General features: G+C 59.8%; 16 protein-coding genes. 10 read left to right on the plus strand and 6 right to left on the minus strand.

The features are described from left to right. The first annotated feature begins 584 nt into the window (after positions 1-584). Complete coding sequence (locus KGA88_RS02075) at positions 585-1,229, plus strand: hypothetical protein (RefSeq protein ID WP_223588663.1); 645 nt, start codon at positions 585-587, stop codon at positions 1,227-1,229. 138 nt (positions 1,230-1,367) lie between these two features. Continuing rightward, positions 1,368-1,769 (plus strand): MarR family winged helix-turn-helix transcriptional regulator, encoded by a 402-nt coding sequence (locus KGA88_RS02080; protein ID WP_223588665.1) that lies wholly within the window; start codon positions 1,368-1,370, stop codon positions 1,767-1,769. 3 nt (positions 1,770-1,772) lie between these two features. Here KGA88_RS02080 and KGA88_RS02085 read toward each other — a convergent pair whose 3' ends face one another. Beyond that, positions 1,773-3,233 (minus strand): transporter, encoded by a 1,461-nt coding sequence (locus tag KGA88_RS02085; RefSeq protein ID WP_110660912.1) that lies wholly within the window; start codon positions 3,231-3,233, stop codon positions 1,773-1,775. A 131-nt stretch (positions 3,234-3,364) separates the two neighbouring features. Here KGA88_RS02085 and KGA88_RS02090 point away from each other — a divergent pair, with 131 nt between their 5' ends. The 6 genes from KGA88_RS02090 to KGA88_RS02115 all read left to right on the plus strand — a co-directional run bounded on the left by KGA88_RS02090 (position 3,365) and on the right by KGA88_RS02115 (position 10,053). Continuing rightward, positions 3,365-3,853, plus strand: a complete 489-nt coding sequence (locus KGA88_RS02090) for an Lrp/AsnC family transcriptional regulator (RefSeq protein ID WP_103393470.1) — start codon at positions 3,365-3,367, stop codon at positions 3,851-3,853. A gap of 493 nt (positions 3,854-4,346) precedes the next feature. After that, positions 4,347-5,963 carry a multiheme c-type cytochrome gene (locus KGA88_RS02095; RefSeq protein WP_110660124.1) on the plus strand — a complete coding sequence of 539 codons (1,617 nt, stop codon included), beginning with the start codon at positions 4,347-4,349 and terminating at the stop codon, positions 5,961-5,963. 267 nt (positions 5,964-6,230) lie between these two features. Beyond that, positions 6,231-7,547 (plus strand): alpha/beta hydrolase, encoded by a 1,317-nt coding sequence (locus KGA88_RS02100; RefSeq protein ID WP_223588527.1) that lies wholly within the window; start codon positions 6,231-6,233, stop codon positions 7,545-7,547. 14 nt (positions 7,548-7,561) lie between these two features. Then, positions 7,562-7,966: a hypothetical protein gene (locus tag KGA88_RS02105; protein WP_110660122.1), complete on the plus strand. Its 405-nt coding sequence runs from the start codon at positions 7,562-7,564 to the stop codon at positions 7,964-7,966. Further along, positions 7,950-9,026: an alpha/beta fold hydrolase gene (locus KGA88_RS02110; RefSeq protein ID WP_223588530.1), complete on the plus strand. Its 1,077-nt coding sequence runs from the start codon at positions 7,950-7,952 to the stop codon at positions 9,024-9,026. Before KGA88_RS02105 ends, KGA88_RS02110 begins: the two co-directional genes overlap by 17 nt. A gap of 325 nt (positions 9,027-9,351) precedes the next feature. Further along, positions 9,352-10,053 carry a response regulator gene (locus KGA88_RS02115; RefSeq protein ID WP_110660121.1) on the plus strand — a complete coding sequence of 234 codons (702 nt, stop codon included), beginning with the start codon at positions 9,352-9,354 and terminating at the stop codon, positions 10,051-10,053. On the opposite strand, the gene KGA88_RS02120 is transcribed toward KGA88_RS02115, so the two are convergent. Together KGA88_RS02120 and KGA88_RS02125 are read right to left on the minus strand one after the other, a co-directional pair. Next, complete coding sequence (locus KGA88_RS02120; protein ID WP_110660120.1) at positions 10,050-11,537, minus strand: sensor histidine kinase; 1,488 nt, start codon at positions 11,535-11,537, stop codon at positions 10,050-10,052. The two genes, KGA88_RS02115 and KGA88_RS02120, sit on opposite strands and share 4 nt — an antisense overlap. Before the next feature lie 169 nt (positions 11,538-11,706). Continuing rightward, positions 11,707-12,624 (minus strand): LysR family transcriptional regulator, encoded by a 918-nt coding sequence (locus tag KGA88_RS02125; RefSeq protein ID WP_110660119.1) that lies wholly within the window; start codon positions 12,622-12,624, stop codon positions 11,707-11,709. An 84-nt stretch (positions 12,625-12,708) separates the two neighbouring features. Between KGA88_RS02125 and KGA88_RS02130 the strand changes: the two genes are divergently transcribed. Next, a complete protein-coding gene (locus KGA88_RS02130; RefSeq protein WP_223588532.1) occupies positions 12,709-14,499 on the plus strand; it encodes an acyl-CoA dehydrogenase C-terminal domain-containing protein in 1,791 nt (596 codons plus the stop codon). A 1,039-nt stretch (positions 14,500-15,538) separates the two neighbouring features. Here the strand turns inward: KGA88_RS02130 and KGA88_RS02135 are convergent. The 3 genes from KGA88_RS02135 to KGA88_RS02145 form a co-directional block, all read right to left on the minus strand. Next, a complete protein-coding gene (locus KGA88_RS02135) occupies positions 15,539-16,804 on the minus strand; it encodes an MFS transporter (protein WP_223588534.1) in 1,266 nt (421 codons plus the stop codon). Positions 16,805-16,855: 51 nt separating this feature from the next. Beyond that, a complete protein-coding gene (locus tag KGA88_RS02140) occupies positions 16,856-17,926 on the minus strand; it encodes a sugar phosphate isomerase/epimerase family protein (RefSeq protein WP_223588537.1) in 1,071 nt (356 codons plus the stop codon). Between the two features lie 112 nt (positions 17,927-18,038). Beyond that, positions 18,039-19,547: a PLP-dependent aminotransferase family protein gene (locus KGA88_RS02145; RefSeq protein ID WP_223588540.1), complete on the minus strand. Its 1,509-nt coding sequence runs from the start codon at positions 19,545-19,547 to the stop codon at positions 18,039-18,041. Between the two features lie 216 nt (positions 19,548-19,763). Between KGA88_RS02145 and KGA88_RS02150 the strand changes: the two genes are divergently transcribed. Next, entirely contained in the window at positions 19,764-20,585 is an 822-nt protein-coding gene (locus KGA88_RS02150; RefSeq protein WP_223588543.1) for an SDR family oxidoreductase, read from the plus strand. Positions 20,586-20,682 lie beyond the last annotated feature (97 nt).

A 20,682-nucleotide genomic window follows, 5' to 3' on the forward strand; every position in this document is an offset into this window, starting at 1 on the left:
AGCGTAGCAGTTCCGTTCCGGGATGCTGTATTGCCAGCATTGAATGGGCGTGACGGCGAGTGGGGCAAAGTTCGCTGTTTGCAGGCTCGGATGGATGGAGTTCCGCGAAAAATCCGCTTTTTTTTCGGCATGAAGAATGAAACGTTTCAGCCGCTTGGCGACAGTCTTTTCAGCCAATGAAACCGGGCTTTCGGGGGGTTGGATTCAGTACCGTCCGTCGAGGTTTTTGTTCGAAAAATGAACGATCGGGATATGCTGGGCTCTGATCTTCCAGCAGGCGGATCCCTGGAGCTTCGCACTGCACTCCCTAGTAACTAAGAAAAAAAATGGACGAATACCTCATCTGCATTGAATGGAATGCACATGGGGATTTTTTTTACCTGAGACCTGGAGTGATAGTATGCCGTCATCACTGACTCGCTGGGCGAGTCGCTCTCTCTTGTACTGGTAATACCCAACTATTTTAGTTGCTTTAATCAATGTGAGTTTGATTGTGCAGGCGTGATTAATTATTTCGCGTGCCTGGGGCATGGTCAATTCACACTGCCGCAATAAGTGGAGATGTAATCGTGGATATTAATACAATGATCGGCCTGCTTGGCCAGAAAGAATCCATGGAGTTTATGCGTTTAGGAGTTGTATACGTACACCTGTTGGCTTGTTGCGTAGCTATTGGTCTGGTGTTTGCCAGCGATGTTGCAATGGTCAAGGATCTATTGAAGGGCCGTGTGTCGTCCGGGCACGATAATGATCATATGGCCAGCCTGCAGAAGTCTGTTTCCAATGCGTTGCTGTTCTTGTGGATCTCCGGTGCTGCGATTATAGGCATTGATTACCTTGATAAAGGCATGACCTATTTTGCCAACCCTAAACTTCAAGCCAAAGTCATTATTGTCTTGTTGCTGACATTCAACGGCATGCTGTTGCACCGTTATGTATTGCCGGCAATGCTGAAGGCCGGCTCGTTGCTTGATCTCCACGTCAATGTACGTATGTTTGCCCTGTTCTCTGGCGCACTGTCCGGCGTGTCCTGGTTGTATGCCGCCATGCTCGGTGTCGGTCGACCACTGGCCTGGAAGTACTCGTTGACCGAGTTGCTGATGGCCTATCCGGTATTGATCGTACTCGGCTTTGCAATGATGTTGGCGCTGACCCAGTGGGCCCGCAGCCGCAGCGCGGCAGAGCCTGCCGAGGAAACCTGGTTGTTCGCGGGAATTCCTGCACGATGAGCGGACGTTAGTCCAGGTAAAGACGGTTCAAGCCGTTTGCACCTTTGAAACATCAGACCCCCTCCATGCGAGGGGGTTTTTGTGTCTGCGGCCGATTGTTGTCCGTTCAGCCCCTGGTACGGTGACGAAGGCTCGCGAATCGCAAGACTCACCAGCAACCTGGCCTTCGGCAAGGCCTACAAGCCGATGCTCGAACGGCTCGGCCTGACCTATACGCAATACATCACCCTGGTGGCGCTGTGGGAGGAAGACAACCAGACCGTGGGCAGCCTCGACGAAAAGCTGTTTCTGGAATCCAATACCCTCACGCCAATCCTGAAGAAGCTCGAGGCGATGGGTTATTTGCTGCGCCAGCGCGATCCGGAAGACGAACGCCAGGTGCGGATCAATCTGACCAACGAGGGGCGAAAACTGCGAGAAGGCCTCCGTGAAGACGGTTTCCCGCAGACCGGTCTTGATCCCGACGACTTCGTGCAAATGCAGAAGGCCATTGTGAAGTTACGCGGTAATCTCATCCGCACGACGAAAGACCGCGAGTAAGCGCTATCCAAGCCATCCGCTCAGCAACGCTGCGCCCAATGCAACCAACGCGGTGTTGAGACAGGCCAGCGCGAAGCCAAACCTCACCAGCTCGCTTTCTTCCGTAGCCTGGGTTTTAGCCAGTCCCAGGATCAGCATGACAATCGACAGCGATCCCAGTGCAGCGTGGCCTGCCGCGCTGTTCTGTACCGCTGCCAGCAACAGGCGAGAGGGTTCGGGCAACATGGCGATAGCCGGCATGAAAATCGCGTTGCCGCCCACGTTCGACCCGGTCATGTAGCCTGACAGCGCGCCGAGCAGCGCCACCAGCGATGTCGCGGCGGCGGGCGAAAGACCCGCGAGCAGCTGCATCAAACCCGCCAGGAAGCCGGCCTTCACCATCATCTGCGACATCGCGAGAAAGAAGAAAATGGTCAACAGCGGCCGCTTCGCGCGCGCTGCCAACGCGGCAGGCACGCTGACATCTGACGCGGCCCGGCGTTGACTGTCGCGCGTGTGCACCCCCAGCCAGACCAACAGCAGAAGCAGGGCCAGCCCGGGGGAGGCCAGTGGTTTCCAGGAGACCTGGGCGCCTTGTACGACCCAGAGATCCTGCCAGGCGGTGAGCGTCCACAGCGTCTTCAACGCGACAATGCAGACAATCAGCGCCAGATACGGCCATGCCTGACGTGGCCACTGCACCGCACTGCGTTCACCGTCGCTGCGGTGCAGGCGCCACAGCCCGGCGCAGAGTACAGCGGCTGCCGTCACCAGGCCCGCGGCAACACCGGCAACTTCCGGCCCCAGCCAGCGACTGGCACCGTAGAGCACCCCCACAAACAACAGCCAGAAAGCGCCCAGCGCCGTCCATTGCCGTGGCTCACGGACGCCGGCCAGAAATAGCGACATCGCACTGAGGGCCAGGAACACCGGTGCGCTGGTCAGTGCCGAGGTCGAAGCCAGCGCGGTGACGTCCAGGTGAGCCAGCGAGGCGCCGATGACCGATGCCAACCCCAGCGTTCCCCACGGCATGATCGCCATGCCGGCCAGCGCCATGCGCAGTGCCACCTTGCGCTCGAACAGGCTGAGCAGCAGCGGTACTGTGGCGATCAACGACACACCGAAGCCGGTCATGGCTTCCAGCAACGGTGCCAACCCGAGGACGATGAATGCCACCTGATCGCCACGTCGCAATCCCAGTGAACGCACCCATTGGCTGACCGCCAGGTTGATGCCCAGGCGCTCGATGTAAATCACGAAAGCCAGGCCCGGCACGATCACGAACGCGGTACTGGCGAACAGTACGGCGGTATCTTTTGCGGCAGCCACCATGCTGCCCAAGTGCCAGGCGTCGGCAGCGCCGGCGAGCCAAAGCACCACGACCAGCAGCGAACCGGCGATGGCGGCGTGAACGGGCGGCCGGCGCAGTACGACGAGCATGGCCGTCACCAACAGGACAGGGGAGAGATGGAACAGTGCGACCATGGGAAAAATATCCTGTGTGAGTTCCCTTCCAGGCTGCGAATGCAGGCTCTGGGCAAGATAATATTTCTCACGTCTGGATAAAGGGTCGCGGTTTTCTGCTAGTTTTCGAGAAAATTTCTCGCGGGGCGATCATGGCAAAACACGACGCTGCATCTGAATCACTGGATAAATTCGATCGCGCAATCCTGGAACTGGTCCAGCGCGACAACACCATGGCGCTACGCCTGATAGCCGAACAGGTCAATCTCTCCACGGCCGCGGTCCAGCGTCGCATCAAACGGATGGAAGAGAAGGGCGTCATCACGGGCAACATCGCGATCGTCGACCCCACCGCCGTAGGGCGCCCGATCACGATCATTGTCGAAGTGATGACCGAGCGCACCAGTCTCGCGGAACTGGAAGCGATGAAGGCACACTTCGCGGTGCCTGAAGTTCAGCAGTGCTACTACGTTACCGGCGAAGTGGATTTCGTCCTGGTGCTGACCGTTGCCAGCATGCAGGAATACCAGGCCTTGGCGCGGCGCTTGTTCGCCGAAAATGCCAACGTGACCTGGTTCAAGACCATTGTGGCGCTGGACCGGGTGAAAGTCGGGCTTGCGGTGCCGAGCACGCCAGGCTAACCGCTGGTTCAATCCTTGCGAGTGCCATTGACCCTGAGCCAGGCCGCAATACTCCGGATGCGGGCACGGGGTGGCGGCTGGATTCTGACCCCGGGATTGGTGACTGCTCTGCCACCGCTGCTGTCGCGGGGCGGTTGTCCGGCAGGACTTGACCTTTGGTCTGAGGCCACGCCCCCGATTCTGGAGTGAACTCCCCCACTAATGGGCGCGATTCCCCAGCTGAATTCGCGCATGCATCAGCTCAGGAATTGCAAATCTCGGGCAATGTTTGCGAGGGCGTCCAGGCCAGGTGACATATGTTGTTACATCGATGGCAGGGTAATTGCTCAGTGAGCCTAACCCGAGCACGAAGGTGCAGAGTCGGGAAACTGTGGATCTGTTAGTACCTACATTGAGTGATTGCACGTGACCATCGGTTTGCATCACGAAATACCCCTGGCTACTCAATAGAAGTGCTGCAGTCATCCTCTGCAACCGTCCAGGGGAAATGCCAATGAACCCATCCAAGTCAGCGCTGCACCTGTTATCGGCCTTGATCATTCCATGGACGATGTGCACCAGTTTTTACATGGCCTTTTTCAATGTCCCGGAAGGCCTCAAGCTGGCCATTGTCGACTTGAATATCTCCCTGGCGACGTTGTTCATACCCTTTCTCCTGCTGATCAGACCTTTCGTTCGCCGTCTTTTCTGCTTTGTGGTTTGCCTGCTGACGGTAACGCTGGTGGTGGCTGACGAGCCTTCCGGCAATGACAATCAAAGCAATGAGAAGTGGCTGGAGCCGGCACGCTCCAGGCTCATGCACGTGAATGGCGGGATGCCGTTCTTTCCGCACCGGGCCAATACCACCGGCAACCTGGTCCTGAATGTGAAGGACTTCGACAATGCCCAGGTATGTGGCGCTTGCCATACGGAGATCTACAAGCAGTGGCGCTCGTCAATGATGTCCCAGGCCTGGGATGAACCCATCTATCGAGCCTTGCTCAAGCGTGCGAGTTCGGCCACCGAGGGCAAGGTCGATACTTTCTGCACCGGCTGCCATACCCCGATCGGTCTCACGACCGGACAGATCACTTCGGACATCAACCGCTCCTCGATTGAAGACAGCGCGAAGAATCATCCGATGCCCGGGGTCGATTGCGAGACCTGCCACAACATCAGCGCCCGCACCGGCCTCGATAACGGCGCTTATGTCATGAGCCCTCGCGCCCACGGTAAACCGACCAAGTTCGGCCCGCGCAAAGATGCCGTTTCGCCTTATCACGACACCGTGTATTCCGCCCTGCACACTCGCTCGGATTTTTGCGGCACCTGCCACAACGTCACGCACCCGTTCAGCAGCGTGGCGGTCGAGCGCACCTATGACGAATGGCAGGAAAGCACCTACAGCCTTAACGATGTCACCTGCCAGAGTTGCCACATGCCGGGCTTCAAGGGCAAGGCCGCAATCATGGGGCCGGACCGCGAGGAAGTCGCCTCGCATTGGTTCAGCGGAGCCAACGCGATGATGCTCAAGCATCTCGGTCAGGAAGAGGGCTCGCAACGCGCCCGCGACATGCTCGGGCGAGCGGGGGAAATAACCTTCCAGCAATTGCCGGCCGTCATCATCCCCGGGCAATACACCTCGATAGCGGTCAAGGTGACCAACGTCGGTGCCGGGCACAAGCTGCCGACCGGCTTTCCGGAGGGCCGGGAGATGTGGATCGATTTCCGGGTGCAGGATGCCAATGGTCGCGAGCTCTATCGACTGGGTTCGATCAAGGACGGCAAGACCGAGGACAACACGCGAAATTTCAAAGTGCACATCGGCGACAAGGACGGCAATCCGCTGGACGTCGAGGTGTGGAATGCCACGCAGATTCTCTCGGACAACCGCATCCTGCCCAAGGGCTACGATGTCGGGGAGTTCTCCTTCCTGGTGCCGGCCGACGCCGTCGGGCCGCTGACCCTGACCGCCGACCTGAACTACTGGCCGTTTTCCCAGAAGCTGGCCGACTACCTGCTCGGCAAGGATAAGGTGCAGGTGGAAATCACCCGGATGGCCAACGTCACGCAGAGCGTACCCCTGGCGACCACTGTGTCAGTCGTCGGGTCGGATACGCGGCATTTTTAGCCAAGCCGTGTCGACGTCCAGGGTGGGCCGGTCACTCACCGCAGAGGCTGCTGATTCAGGTTTTCGTGACTGCTTTCTGCTCGCCTGATGCATCGAAGCGATTCGCTGCGCCATTCCCTTCGGCAATCAAGCGTGTGCCTCTGCGGCTGCCTGCTTTTCCGGAGTAGCCCGGGGTTTCCCCCCCAACAAGGGTAGCCACTGCAACCGTGGTGCTGCGTAAGCTATTGCTGATGCGCGGTATACGGATTCCCTGCGGACGGAGTGGCAATGAAAAACAACAAAGAACTACAGGTGCACCCTGAGCGACCGGCCATCGGGATGCCTCGCGTATTGCGCGCACATCAACCCGACCGCGAGGCGCGCGCGTTCCTGCGCCTGGCCAACCTCTCCATGAGCCTGCGTCGCGCAGAAGACTACTCGCTGCCCAAGCTGCGCCTGGGTTGGCGATTGACGGCGCTTGCCCTTGCGCGTAATCCGCCGGTGGGCTCGGTGACCGAACAACTGATCGACGGTCCGGGCGGCGCAATCACCGTGCGCATATTCAAGCCTGACAATGGCACCCAACCGCGGCCTGCGTTCATGTGGTTTTTCGGCGGCGGGTTCATCATCGGCGATCTGGACACTGCCGATGGCATCTGCCGCAGCATTGCCCTGGCGGCTGACTGCATCGTGATCGCCGTGCGCTATCGCCTGGCACCGGAGCACGATCTGTCTGCCGGCCGCGCCGATGCCCTCGCAGCGTTCCAATGGATGGCAAGAAATGGAGCGCAGTGGGGGATCGATACGACTCGCCTGGCGATTGGCGGCGATTCGGCAGGTGGCAATCTCTGTGCTGCGGTCGCCCAGGAAAGCCTGCGCCGCGGCGGCCCGGTACCGAACCTGCAAGTGCTGGTATACCCGGCCACCGACCTGCTGGAGAAATTTCCCTCCTACGCAGAGAACGCCCATGGGCGTGCGCTGTTGACCGATCATGCGGTGCAATGGATCGAACAGACCCTGGCCCCGTCGCTTGAGACTCTCGACCTGGTCGACCCCTGGTATTCGCCTCGCCGTAGCCCCGATATGCGCGGCCTGGCGCCGGCGGTTGTGGTCAGTGTCGGTTTCGATCCGATCCGCGACGACGGTCTGGACTATGCCGCTCGCTTGCGCGCAGCCGACGTGCCGGTGGAACTGTTGCACTACCGGGGGCAGTTCCACGGGTTCCTCAATTTTGATTCGGTCAACGGTGCCAGCCGTGACGCGCTGCAACGCATCGGCAATGCGCTGGCGACGGTATTCGCACGGCAACCGGCAGCGGACAGAACGATCGAGATCGCCGACAGAATGCCACGCAAGCATTCGCGCCTGCGCGTCACTGCCGACGAACTGGCAACCGCCACGTTGACCTCCTGGATTGTCACCGAACGCTGGGGTATCGCGTTACTGCGCCTACTGTCGCCAAAGGCGGCCAGTGCCTGCCGGCTATTGATCAGACCCTGGCTGATACCCACGGTCATGATCCGGCGCAAAGCCATTACCGGCCTCGACCGGCTGGCCGCACGCCAAACCTGGCCAACAGAAAAAAACTGCACTGTGAACCCTTGATCGAGGAGTACGTCATGGCATTACCTGATCCGTTCAAGTTGTACCGCGAGGCCATCACCCGGTTCGAAAACAGCGTCAATGCCTTGGCCGCCCGTAATATCGACTCGAAGGAAGTTGGCCTGGTGATCGACCAGTACTCCAGGGTCACGCTCGGCTTGCAGCATCTGTCGCAGACGTCGCTGGAGCGGCTGCACAAGCGTTTGGGCCTGCCCAGCCGTGCCGAAGTCGACGCGCTTGCCGCCTCCTTGCGGCGTGTGGAAGACAAGCTCGACCAGTTGCTGCCAGTACCCGGCAGTACGCCGTTTGCGTCACGCCCGCCACGCACGCGGCGGCCACTGGCGGTAGAGCGCCAGACGCCCCTGAAACGGGTATCCAAACGCAAGAGCAAGGAGGGAAGTGACAATGCCCCGGCCACATGACAACAAGATCGCCGACCTGTCGCTGGCCGATAGACTTCGCTCGGAGGTCGGCATGATGGTCAAGCGCGGTCTCAAGGGCCTCGAGTACCTCAGCACGCCGCCGCCAGCGGTGGGCTTGACGCCCAAGACGCTGGTGCACCGTCGTGGCACCTTGTGTCTGTACCACTATCACGCAACATCGGACGAGATTTACCGCGTGCCGCTGTTGTTCGTCATGGCGACGACCAGCAAGGCTGCCATTTTCGATCTGACAAAGGGGCAGAGCCTGATCGAGTTTCTGCTCGCCCGGGGTTACGACGTTTATGTCATGGACTGGAATGCGCCGAGCCGGGATGAGTCCCACCTGAAGCTGGAGCACTACGTGCTCGACTTCATTCCCGATTGCATTCGCCGAGTCCAGCAAGACACCGGTGTGGAAGACGTGACGCTGATCGGCTACTGCATGGGCGGTGTCCTTTCGACCCTCTACGCTGCACTGCATCCCGATGGCCCGCTGAAAAACCTGGTGTGTTTCACAACGCCCATCGACTGGACGAAGATGCCCCTGGCCAAACAGCGCCACTTCAAGGCCGAGCGCTTGATCGATGCGACTGGCCTCGTCGCGGCAGAGACGATCATCAAGGCGATTGAGCTGCATCGCCCCGCAGGCCGAATTGCCGGTCAGGCCCGGCTTTGGGACAACATGTGGAACGACGATTACGTCAGGGGTTACCGCATGATGGCGCGTTTCAATGACGAAACCTTGCCGCTTCCCGGCGAATACTTCCGCCAGCTTCACCTGGAACTGGGGCAAAACAATTCGCTGTACGAAGGCGGCTTGCGCATCGGTGGCCGGGAAGTCGATTTGAAAAACATCCAGGTCTCGTTGCTGCACATCATCGCGCAATACGACTCCCTGGTGCCGCCGGACTGTGCGCAACCATTGGTGGCCCGAGTGAGTTCGCTCGACAAGGAAGAACTGATGTTGCCGGGCGGCCATGTCAGCCTGGTGGCGGGGCCGGCAGCGGTCAAACGGATGTGGCCCAGGCTCGATCAGTGGTTGAGTGGACGATCCCTGTAAATACAGCAGGGCAGTGTGATTGGCACGGGGCTTCCTCTGTACCCATGCGCAGGAGGGCGACTGTTGGTCGGATGAAATAAAGATCCAGGTTTTATAGGAGTGTCTGTTTATTGACGATTTCAGCTGTGTTTTAAAACAAAAGGTTGTGGTGACAAATTAAAATAGTTGTGAAGATGATGGCTTGTTGACGCTCGAATCCGCTCAGACTTAAGTCTGATATCCGGACGCCATGAACCCGGGACACACGACTGCTGACCGGCGGCATCACCGATTCCCTGCTATTAATCAATGAATGTTCGAGTGCTTATCTTTTGGGGAGCGCGTCATGAATCCATTCATTCGCATCGGCATTGTCGACGATCATCCGATGTTGCGTGAGGGCGTTGCCAATACACTGAGAAAACGGGCGGATCTCCAGGTCGTGGAGCAGGGCGCCAATGCGCAGGATGCCAAGGACATTGCCACGAGGGTGCGACCGGATGTGATGTTGATGGACGTCAATATGCCGGGGGACGTTTTCGCCGCAGTGCGCTTCATTTCCACGCAACTGTCGGAAGTGAAGGTGCTGATGCTGACGGTTTCGGAATCCGAAGATGACGCCTTCCTGGCCATGGAGGCCGGCGCGCGCGGGTATGTGCTCAAAGGTGTCAGCGGACCGGACCTGGTCCAGGCGATCAGGTCGGTAGCCAAGGGTGAGACGTATATCACCCCCGACTTTGCCAACAAACTGCTGAGTAATATCAAGAAGCACGAAGCGGAAACTCACAAGTGTGATCTGACCCACCGCGAGGAGGAGGTCATTCGTGAGGTTTCAAAAGGGCTGACCAATAGGGAAGTGGCGTCAAAGCTGTTGATCAGTGAAAAAACCGTCAAGCACCACATGGGCTGTGTGATGCAGAAGCTCAACGCCCGAAATCGTGTCGAGGCGGTCACGGCGCTACGGCATTACAGGGAGCGCGAAGCGTTCGGGCGACTTCACATCGACGTGGCAAAAACACCAATGGATGCCGAAACGGCACCTGACTAGAGTTTGAACTGTGCCCTTACCGACGTGCCAGAGGCGCAGGAGTCGATGTTGAACAACCCGCCCAGCGATTCAACGCGATAACGCAAACCGGCGAGCCCCAACCGGGTTCTGCCGGATTTCTCGAGCAGCATGGCGTCTGCCGCCATGCCTGGGCCACTGTCCCTGACGCTGATGTTCAATACGCCGTCGATGTATTTCGCCTGGATGACCTGGCCCTCGCCGTTGGCATGACGGTAGGCGTTGTTGAGGGCTTCTTGCACAAAACGGTACAGACAGAGTTTTAGCGGCAGTGGCGCGGCTTTCGGCAGCGGCCCCAGGGTCAATTTGACCTTGGTGCCAGTGCGTTGCTCATGCCGTTGCGCCACCAGTTGCAACTCCTCCACCAGGCTCAACGCGTTGATTTCCGGAAGTGCCAGGCCTCGTGATAGATCGCGGACCTCACGCAATGCGTCGGTGGCGGCGCCGCGAACGGTTTCCAGCGCCTCCTGATCGACCGTGGAGAAGTCCTCGGCCAGGTCGTCGAGCCGGATCAGAATCAAGGTCAACAGCTGCGCCGGCCCATCGTGCAGGTCTGCGCCAATGCGCCTCAAGGTGAGTTCGTTGATATGGGAAAACTCCTCGGTAGCCGTCGCCATCTTGCGCTGCAGTTCGGCATTGCTGATGTGCAGGCGGGTTTGCTCTATCAGCCGCAAGCGCAGTGCCACCTGCTGTTGCTGGATAATCTTGTCACCGCGTCGCACGATGAAGAAAAGCAGCGTCAGCATGGCCAGCGTCGCGGCGCCGACGACTCCCCATACCTCCTCCCGGACCCGATTGATCTCGCGCCTGAGGCTATCGGCCTTTTCGTAAAATTCGCCCACCGCGATGATTTTCCCGGAGCGTGAATCCCGCAGGGGCGCGTAGATCTCATAGAGTGGCACGTTGAGCTTGCGCTCGAACTCGTTCTCGTCCTGGGTCAGCTCTTGAAGATCGGTGACCACTTTGCCCTTGAGCGCCTCGGTGATCTCATCCAATGGAAATTGAAGGTTGGTGACGTCTTTGTTGGTGCTGTAGACCACCGTGCCATCTGCTCGCCAGATCTTGATCGAGACAATGTGCTGTTTCAGCGAACGACTTTCCGTGAGGCGGTCCAGGGACTGGACACTGGCGGCCGAGAGCTCGTTGTCCCGGCTCAACTCCTGCACAAAAGGCTCCAGGAACGTATCCATGTACTGGGCGCCTGCTTCTGCGGCGCTATGTACCGCGGCACTTTCTATGCGGGCGCTCACCAGATTGCCGACGAAGAACATGGTCAGCCCGAGGATCACCGCAGCGGCAATGACAAACTGGGTCGAGTGACTCAGATTGCGCGCCCTGAGCCTCATCCGGGTGCGCCAGACTCCATTGCGAATTCCATCGGAAATATCCGCAGGTTCGACCAGGGCCTCAATCTCCTGCGCGATAAAAGTCTGGTTCTGTGATTCGACTTTTACATCTTTTGCCATTGGTCTGGTTCCCTGATCATCGAGACAGGTCGCTTGCAAACCCTGCAGCTCAACGCCAATCCGCAGTTTGGCGCCACGCCCATGACTGACAGTAGTTCACTGTATAGCGATTCGACAGCGGCACTGGTCGACTGCTCACCGCGAATGATCATCCCGACCCGGTTTCAGTTCAAACCGGCCGCACCGCAAGGATCTGCTCGATCAGCCACGCCAGCGCCGGGTCATGTTGGCGTTGCGCCAGGTACACCAGTTCGAGCTGGAACGAGCCGACGTCGAACGGCAACTCGAACACTTGCAGCGGTAGCAACTGCGCGAATTGATTGGCCAACTGGGTGGGCAGCACAACGCTCAAATCCGAATGGGCGACCAGGTGCGCCGCTTGCAGGTAGTTGGGCGTGGTGTAGACGATTTTTCGCGACAGGCCTTGCTTGCCCAGCCATTGGTCGACCATGCCGCGCGACTGGCCGCCACTCACCCAGAGATGGCGCAGGCCCAGGAAGTCATCCAGCGTGAGTGTGTCGTGTGCCAGCGGATGCTGCTTGCGCACCGCCAGTCGCAGGGTTTCGCTGTGCCAGATCCGACGGGTGAAACGTGCCGGCACTTCTTCGAAGCGCCCCAGCACCATGTCCAGTTCACCCCGGTCCAGCAGCTCGGCGGGAAGGCTGGGGGCGAGGTGGGCGACGTCGATCCGCAGGTTCGGCGCCAGTTCACCCAGGCGCGCAAGCAAAGGCGGCATGCACAGCTGTTCGACAAAGTCGGTGAGGGCGATGCGCACCTGTTGCTGGCTCATGCGTGGGTCGAAGGCTTCACCGGCATTGAGGGTCTGTTCGATCTGATGCAAGGCTGCACGAATCGGCCCTTCAAGCGCCAGCGCCCGGGTGGTGGGTTGCATGTGGCGGCCAACGCGCACCAGCAACGGGTCGTCGAACAGTGCGCGCAGGCGGGCGAGGGCGTTGCTGACGGTGGGCTGGCTAAGTGCCAGGCGCTCGGCCGCCCGCGACACGTTCTGCTCGCGCAGCAACATATCGAGCACTCGCAGCAAATTCAGGTCGAAGGTTTTTAAATTCAAATTACAAATACCAGGCATATGAAAATGAAATTTCAAAAATAGTAGGCGCCTGCTTAGGGTGGCGGCAATCTTTTCCACGCTGACACCCCAAGAGGCCCGGTCATGAATTATCAAGCTCCCCTGCGCGACATGCGTTTCGTGCTGCACGAAGTGTTCGATGCCAGCGGCCATTGCGAGCGGTTGAACAACGGCCTGGACCGGGAAACCATCGACGGGGTCCTCGAAGAGGCCGCGCGATTCGCCGCCGAAGTGGTCGCGCCACTGAACCGCAACAGTGACGAGCAGGGCTGTGAGCTGAACGACGGCCACGTCACCACGCCCCAGGGATTTGCCGATGCCTACCGGCAGTACGTCGATAACGGCTGGGCGAGCATGACCGGGCCGCTGGAGTTCGCCGGCCAGGGTTTCCCGCAGCTGATTTCGGCCAGCTTCCACGAAATGCTGATGTCCGCCTCGTTGTCCTTTCGCATTTACTCTGGCCTCACCGAAGGCGCGGTGCTGGCCCTGCATCGCCATGGCAGCGAGGCACTGAAACAGGTTTACCTGGGGAAAATGGTCAGCGGTGAATGGTCTGGCACCATGTGCCTCACCGAGCCCCAGGCGGGTACCGACCTTGCCCTGTTGCGCACCCGTGCCCAGCCCCAGGCCGATGGTAGCTATGAGATCACGGGCAGCAAGATTTTCATCAGCGGCGGCGAGCAGGACCTGACTGCCAACATCGTTCACCTGGTCCTTGCCCGTTTGCCGGATGCACCGGCCGGGGTGAAGGGCATCAGCCTGTTCCTGGTGCCCAAGTTCATCGCCGCTGCCGATGGAACACCGGGGCCACGCAATTCGCTGAGCTGTGGCGCACTGGAACACAAGATGGGTATCAAGGGCGCTTCCACCTGCGTGATGAACTTCGACGGCGCCCAAGGCTGGCTGATCGGCGAAGCCAATCAGGGGTTGGCGTGCATGTTCACCATGATGAACGATGCCCGCTTCCAGGTTGGCCTGCAGGGACTGGGTATCGCCGAGGCTGCGTTCCAGGGTGGCCTCGCTTATGCCCGCGAGCGTCTGCAATCGCGGGCCATCAGCGGCCCGGTAGCGCCGGACAAAAACGCCGATCCGATCATCGTGCACCCCGATGTGCGCCGCATGCTGCTCACGCAAAAAACCTTGAGCGAAGGCTGCCGTTTGCTCGCGACCTACACCGCCCTGCAACTGGACCTGGAACACGGTGACCCGCAACCCGAGGGGCGGCAGCAGGCAGGGCGTCGGGCGGCGTTGCTGATCCCGATCGTCAAGGCGTTTTTCACCGACGTCGGCCAGGAAGTCGCCAGCCTTGGCGTTCAACTGCATGGCGGCCACGGCTACATCCGCGAGTGGGGCATGGAACAGTTGATGCGCGACAGCCGCATCACCCAGCTATACGAGGGTACCAACGGTATCCAGGCGCTGGATCTGCTTCGGCGCAAAGTGCTGGGCGATGGCGCAACCGAGCTGGGCGCCTTGATCGATGAACTCGCCGCGCATGTCGATGCAGCCGGTTCGCAAGCAGGACTGAGGAAAATGGCCGAGGCCATGCAGCAGCGTCTCGTCGAATGGCGCGAACTGGGTGCCGAGGTCGTCGAGGCGTGCCAGCGTGATGTGCAGGAAATCGGCGCGATGTCGGTGGACTTCCTGGCGTACAGCGCCTACGTGTTGGTGGGTGGGCTGTGGATGCAGGCGGCTGTGCGTGCCCAAGCCGTACTGGATGCCGGTACCGACGAACCGGCGTTCTATCGGGCCAAGCTGCAAGCGGCGGACTTTTACTGGCGCCGGGTGCTGCCCCGTGCCAGTGGCCACCGCGAAAGCCTGCGGGGCGGGGCCCATTGCCTGATGGCCATGGACGAGGCCGATTTCGCATTTTGATGGCGGCACCGTCCCGTGAACACCTGCCTATTAAGGACGAACACTGCAACTGTGGCGAGGGAGCTTGCTCCCGCTGGGGCGCGAAGCGGCCCTGAACATTGGTTCTTCACGGAATCCCGGCGAACTGTAGGAGCCGGCTTGCTGGCGATGGACTCCAGTGCGCCGCGTTTATCCGGTTTACACGCGTCATCGTTAACGACCATCGCTGGCAAGCCAGCTCCTACAAGGGACCGCGTCCTGGTCGAAATGATGTGAACGCCAAACTGTAGGAGCCGGCTTGCTGGCGATGGTCTCAGGTACGCCGCGTTTATCCGGTTCACGCGCGTTATCGTTAACGACTATCGCTGGCAAGCCAGCTCCTACACGGGACCGCGTCCGGGTCGAAAATGGATTGACCTTCACCTGTAGGAGCCGGCTTGCCGGCGATGGACTCAAGGGCGCCGCGTTTATCCGGTTCATGCGCGTTATCGTTAACGACCATCGCTGGCAAGCCAGCTCCTACACGGGTCCGCGTCCTGGTCGAAAATGGATTGACCTTCACCTGTAGGAGCCGGCTTGCTGGCGATGGTCTCCAGTGCGCCGCGTTTATCCGGTTTACACGCGTCATCGTTAACGACCATCGCTGGCAAGCCAGCTCCTACAAGGGACCGCGTCCTGGTCGAAATGATGTGAACGCCAAACTGTAGGAGCCGGCTTGCTGGCGATGGCCTCCAGTGCGCCGCGTTTATCCGGGTTGTACGCGTTATCGTTAACGACCATCGCTGGCAAGCCAGCTCCTACAAAAGGCCGCGTTGACCTTCACCTGTAGGAGCCGGCTTGCTGGCGATGGACTCAAGGGCGCCGCGTTTATCCGGTTCATGCGCGTTATCGTTAACGACCATCGCTGGCAAGCCAGCTCCTACAAGAGACTGTGTCCGAGTCGAAGGTGAAGTGGCTTCCAAGCCAATAAAAGAACCAAACAATGGGACTGCTGCACAGTCCAACGGGAGCAAGCTTCCTCGCCACAGGTGCTTGGCCTATCTCTTAAGTGAGCACATGTTCAGGCCTGTGCGGCGCTGACCTTGCCAGTGACTGCGCAATTCTTGCGGACCGCTTGATACAGCAGGCTGGACACCATGAACCCGACAATAGCCAACACACTCATCAACGAGAACACGTAGTTGTAGCCTTGCTGACCTGGGAAATGGTCAAGGATTGAGCCATAGATGACGTAGGCAAACATACCCGGCGCATAGCCGATCAGGCAACCGATGCCAAAGGCTGAACCGGTGATGTGCTGGGGAATGCCGACTTCACCCATGGGCGCCCAGAACACGCCGCGCATGGAAAAGACAATCAGCGCGAAGGACAGGGTGGCCGCCATGCCCGCGTAGATGAAACCCGGGCTTTTCGGGATGAGCATGATCGCGCCCATCAGCGGCAACAGCGCCAGGAATGCCCATTTCAGATAGCGGCTGGAGCTCTTGAATTGCTTGTCGGCAATGAAACCACCAGCAGGGCCGCCGAGGATCTTGAGGAAGTACTGGTTGATGATGCCGTAGGCGCCCACCAGGGCCACGGGCAGTCCGTACATTTCCTTGAGGTAGGGAATGAAGTAGGTCAGGCCGCAGTACACGATGTAGACCATGAACACGTTGAGGCTGACCAGCCAGATGCCCGGCACCTTGATGGCCTCGAACAGGTTCGACAAACCGTTCTTCGGCTTGACGGTCGACTGGGTATTGCCGCTCTTGAGCAGCAGCCAGGTCAGGGTGCCGGCAAGAATGTCGATGACCGAGTAGAAGAGGATCGCCGACTTCAGGCCGTTTTCACCGGAGCCCATGGCGACGAAGACGCCCAGCGCAGAGAAGGCCACCAGGGTATCAATGACGCCGCGCCCGCCTTCGAGCAGGCCGAACAGGCGCCCCTGCTCCTTATCGTCGCCGAGGTTGCGGATGGCTTTGAGCAGCGAAGGCCAGAAGATGCAGTCGGCACACACGGCCAGCAGGCAGAACACAATCAGCAGATTGCTGAAGGGCGGAAAAGTCGCCAGGTAGAGCCCGAGGCTGCCGGTACCGATCAGGCCAAGGGGGATCAACTTGCGCGTGTCGTACCGGTCGGCGAGCATGCCGCCCACCACGAACAGCGCGGTGGCGATGATGGCGTTGGCGCTCAGCAGCACGCCGATTTCAGTGTGGGACAGCCCCATGAATTCCTGCATGGGGATGTAAAAGGCGTCCTTGAGATTCGCCAGCTTGTAGATGGTGCCGCCACCGAGGATGAGAATCAGGAATCTGAGCCATTTGGCCTTGTCATGGGATGTCATTATTGTTCTCCAGGCTTGATTGGGTAGGCAGTGCCGCCAGGCACGTCAGGTTCAGGCGTCAGCGCAATGGGCCAGGGTCAACTCGGCCAGGGTGCGGAATTCCGCCAGCAGGCTCCGTACATAGGCGACCTGGTTGTTGGCCCAACGGTGTTCGCCGGCGAGCATCTGCTCCAGGGAGAAGCCTTGCGGCAGCGCTGTTTCACTCATTTCCCGGTAGGCAATGAACGGGTCGGCGGCTTCGTCGAGCTGGCGGAATGCCGGGGCGACGTAGTGGTTTTCCTGCTCGAGAATGAAGGCGATCACTTGCGGGGTTGATTCGCCGAGCATCAGCAGCTCGAACAGCAAGCGGGCGTTGGGCAAGTCGTCTTCGTCACACCCTTGCAGCACGCCGTAATGCCCGAAGCCGTTTTGCTCAGGCACGATGCGCACACCCTTGAGGTGGGTCTGGCGTATGTGCGGCGCGAGATTTCGCAGTGCCGCAAGGGGTTGTTCGCAGGCATTGATCATGTTGCCAAAGTCGAACAGGGCGTGCAGGCGAGGGTGATTCAGCCGGCTCAACAGCTGCGCGATCTCGTCGCTCTTGAGTTCCTCATGCTGCTCGAAGTCGAAGAACAGGTCGTGCTCGTCTGCCTGCTGCGCGAGGTAGTGCAGGTCCGACTCGATCACGTCCATGACCCGGGACAGCGCCCCTTCGTAGCGTGAGTAGACACGGATATTGCGGGTGCCCAGGGCCTTGGCAATGGCAATCACTTGATCGACATCTTTTTTCAGGGTGCTGCTGATTTCCAGATGCACATCCAGCCCGAGGGAGTTGGCCTTGTCTGCAAACGCCTGAAGTTGCGCAGGTGCCATTTGACTCAGGCTGTTTTCCTCGCCGTCGAGCAAGTGCAGGCTCAGCCCCTGCAGCTCGTGGCGATAGGCGAAGTCCAGCAGGTCGGCAGGTGTCACGCGACCGTGGGTCAGGTTGGTCAGCAAGGGATAGGCGTGGGCAAACAGGCGCAGTTGCGCCAGTCGGTCGAGCAACCGGCGGGCCAGTGCCTCGGTCAATGCGGGGGGAGCCTCGGCCTCGACAGCCTTATGGCTGAGCAGGGCGTTGAATCGTTCCTGGATCTTATTGTTCATTCGAGTCGTTCCTGGTTCAGACACCGGGTCTACCGGCGCAGCCTTTATCGCGCCAGTCAGGAACTCTCGATAGATCCATTATCAGTTAAATCATAAGACCACTTGCGTTGCGTCAAGTGGCCTGTTGCAGATAACCCATTGTGTCCAGGGCCTGGGCCAGCGCTTCGACGCGTGCCTGGGCCTGGTCTTCGGGGGTGCTGGCAAAGCCGATCAGCAGCGCCGGCGGCAAGACATGTTCGACGCAGTAGTCGCTCAGGGGATAGGTATGAATGCCATGCTGGCCGAGCTCCCTGGCCAGGGCATCGTCATCGAGATGCGCGGGTAACCAGGCGATCAGGTGCATGCCGGCTTCCACCGGCGTGATCCTGAAGAAAGTCCCCAAGCGTTTCTGCAGGTGTTCGACCAGCGCCTGCTGGCGAGCCTGGTACAGCGCACGCATTCGACGGATATGGCCGAGGAAGTGGCCTTCGCGCATGAAGTCTGCCGTGACGGCCTGGAGCAGGGTGGGCGGGCTGCGGTCCATGACCGCCCGCAGGGTGCAGAAGGGTTCGATCAAGGCGTTGGGCAGTATCACGTAACCCAGGCGCAGCGACGGGAACAGTACTTTGCTGAACGTTCCGGCGTAGATGACCCGGGCCCATTGGTCCATGGCATAGAGTGCTGGCAGGGGGCGGCCGTTGTAGCGAAACTCACTGTCGCAGTCGTCTTCGATGATCCAGCTTTGATTGTGGGCGGCCCAGTCGATGAGCTCCTGGCGCCGCGCATAACTCATGGTGATGCCCAACGGATGCTGGCGCGAAGGCGTGGTAAACACCAGGCGGGCGTCAGGACACCGGGCCAGGCCTTGCTGGACATCGATGCCCTGTTCGTCGATACGCAAAGGAACCACCAGACCACCCTGGGCCTGCAGCGCAATGCGCGCCGCGATATGCCCCGGGTCCTCCATCCAGAAGCTGTCCTGCGGATTGAGCAACAGCATGCCCAGCAGGTTGAAGGCTTGCTGGGCGCCGGAAACGATGACCACCTGTTCGGCCGTGCAGTCGATGCCACGGGCATCGAACACGTATTCGGCAATCGCCTCGCGCAGGGCCAGCAACCCTTGCAGTTCGCCATAGCCGAGCATGGCCTTGGTCGGCTTGTGCAGGTGGCGGTTCATCAGCCGCTTCCAGACCGTTTGCGGAAACGCATCGTAGGCGCTGTGGCTGGGCAGGAACGAGGTCGGGCTGCCGGTCGCCCAGTCGGCATAGGAAACACCACGGAAATGATCGCTGCGCAACGACAGCACGGACTGGCTCAGATTGGACAGGCGGGGAGGTTGGCGCTGACTCTCTTCGTCATCAATACCGCGGCTTTCCCATTCATCGCCGACATAAGTCCCGGCCCCGGTGCGCGACGTCAGGAAACCTTCGGCGATCAGTTGATCGAACGCATTGAGAATGCTGATTCGAGAAAGCTGCAGCTCCTTGCTCAGGGTCCGGGTGGACGGCAGACGTACGCCGCCCTGAATCCTGCCACTGAGAATCTGTTTGCGAATCTGCAAGTAGAGTTGGCGGTACAAGGGGATCGAACTGGCGCGGTCCAGCTCGATGCCTGACAACAGCAAACCTGCGGAGGATTTCATTATTCGTTCGTCTGGATGGCGTGTGATTTGGCCTGAATTGTAGTCAGGCACCGGGGGTGAGAAAGGGTATCGAGCGGGGCTGGATATGTCATCCACCGCAGGCGTTGATACGGCGCAAAAAATCTCACCACGCAAGGCATGGCGGGCGCAGCGTTTGGGCTTTTGCCAAGGAATGTGTTATCACCAGGCCCAACCAAAGGAGTCTCCACATCACTTATGGCCAGCAAGCTCACTTCCAGGATTGCACTCATCACAGGGGCCGCCCAAGGGATCGGCGCGGCAATTGCGCAACTTTTCGTGCAGGAGGATTGCTTTGTCTACCTCACCGACATCAACGACGAACTCGGCAGCACGGTTGCCAACGCACTCGGTGATCGCGCCAGCTATCTGCGTCTCGATGTACGGTGTGAAGAAGATTGGCAGCGAGTGACGACGCAGATCCTGAAGGAGCGCGGCAGGCTGGACGTCCTGGTGAACAACGCCGCCGTTACCGGATTTGAGCAAGGTGCCGTGCGGCACGACCCGGAGCATGCGCGCCTGGAGGACTGGCACGCCGTGCATCGCACCAATCTCGACGGGGTATTTCTCGGTTGCAAGTACGCCATTCGCGCCATGCGACATGCAGGCGCGGGCTCGATCATCAATGTCTCCTCTCGCTCCGGACTGGTCGGCATTCCGGGCGCGGCGGCCTACGCGTCATCCAAGGCCGCCGTTCGCAATCACACCAAGACGGTGGCGCTTTACTGCGCCGGGCAAGGCCTGAAAGTGCGGTGCAACTCGATTCATCCGGCCGCCATCCTTACCCCCATATGGGAGCCCATGCTGGGCACAGACGCAGGCCGTGAAGAGCGGATGGCGGCCCTGGTTCGCGACACTCCGCTGAGACGATTCGGGATGCCCGAAGAGGTGGCGGCCATGGCCCTGTTTCTCGCCGCGGATGACTCGACGTACGTCACCGGCAGTGAGTTCAACATCGACGGGGGGCTCCTGGCAGGCTCGGCGGTGACCCCCACGGCTGTCGATGACAGCGGGGACTAGCTCCATCCGGTCGTGCGAGCTCAAGTAATGTCTTAACTTGAACAGTCGCGCAAAATAACCTCTGGCCGGCAGGCACCAACCTGTCTGGTCACGGTCA

The sequence above is a fragment of the Pseudomonas sp. A-R-19 genome, from assembly GCF_019956575.1.
Lineage (GTDB): Bacteria > Pseudomonadota > Gammaproteobacteria > Pseudomonadales > Pseudomonadaceae > Aquipseudomonas.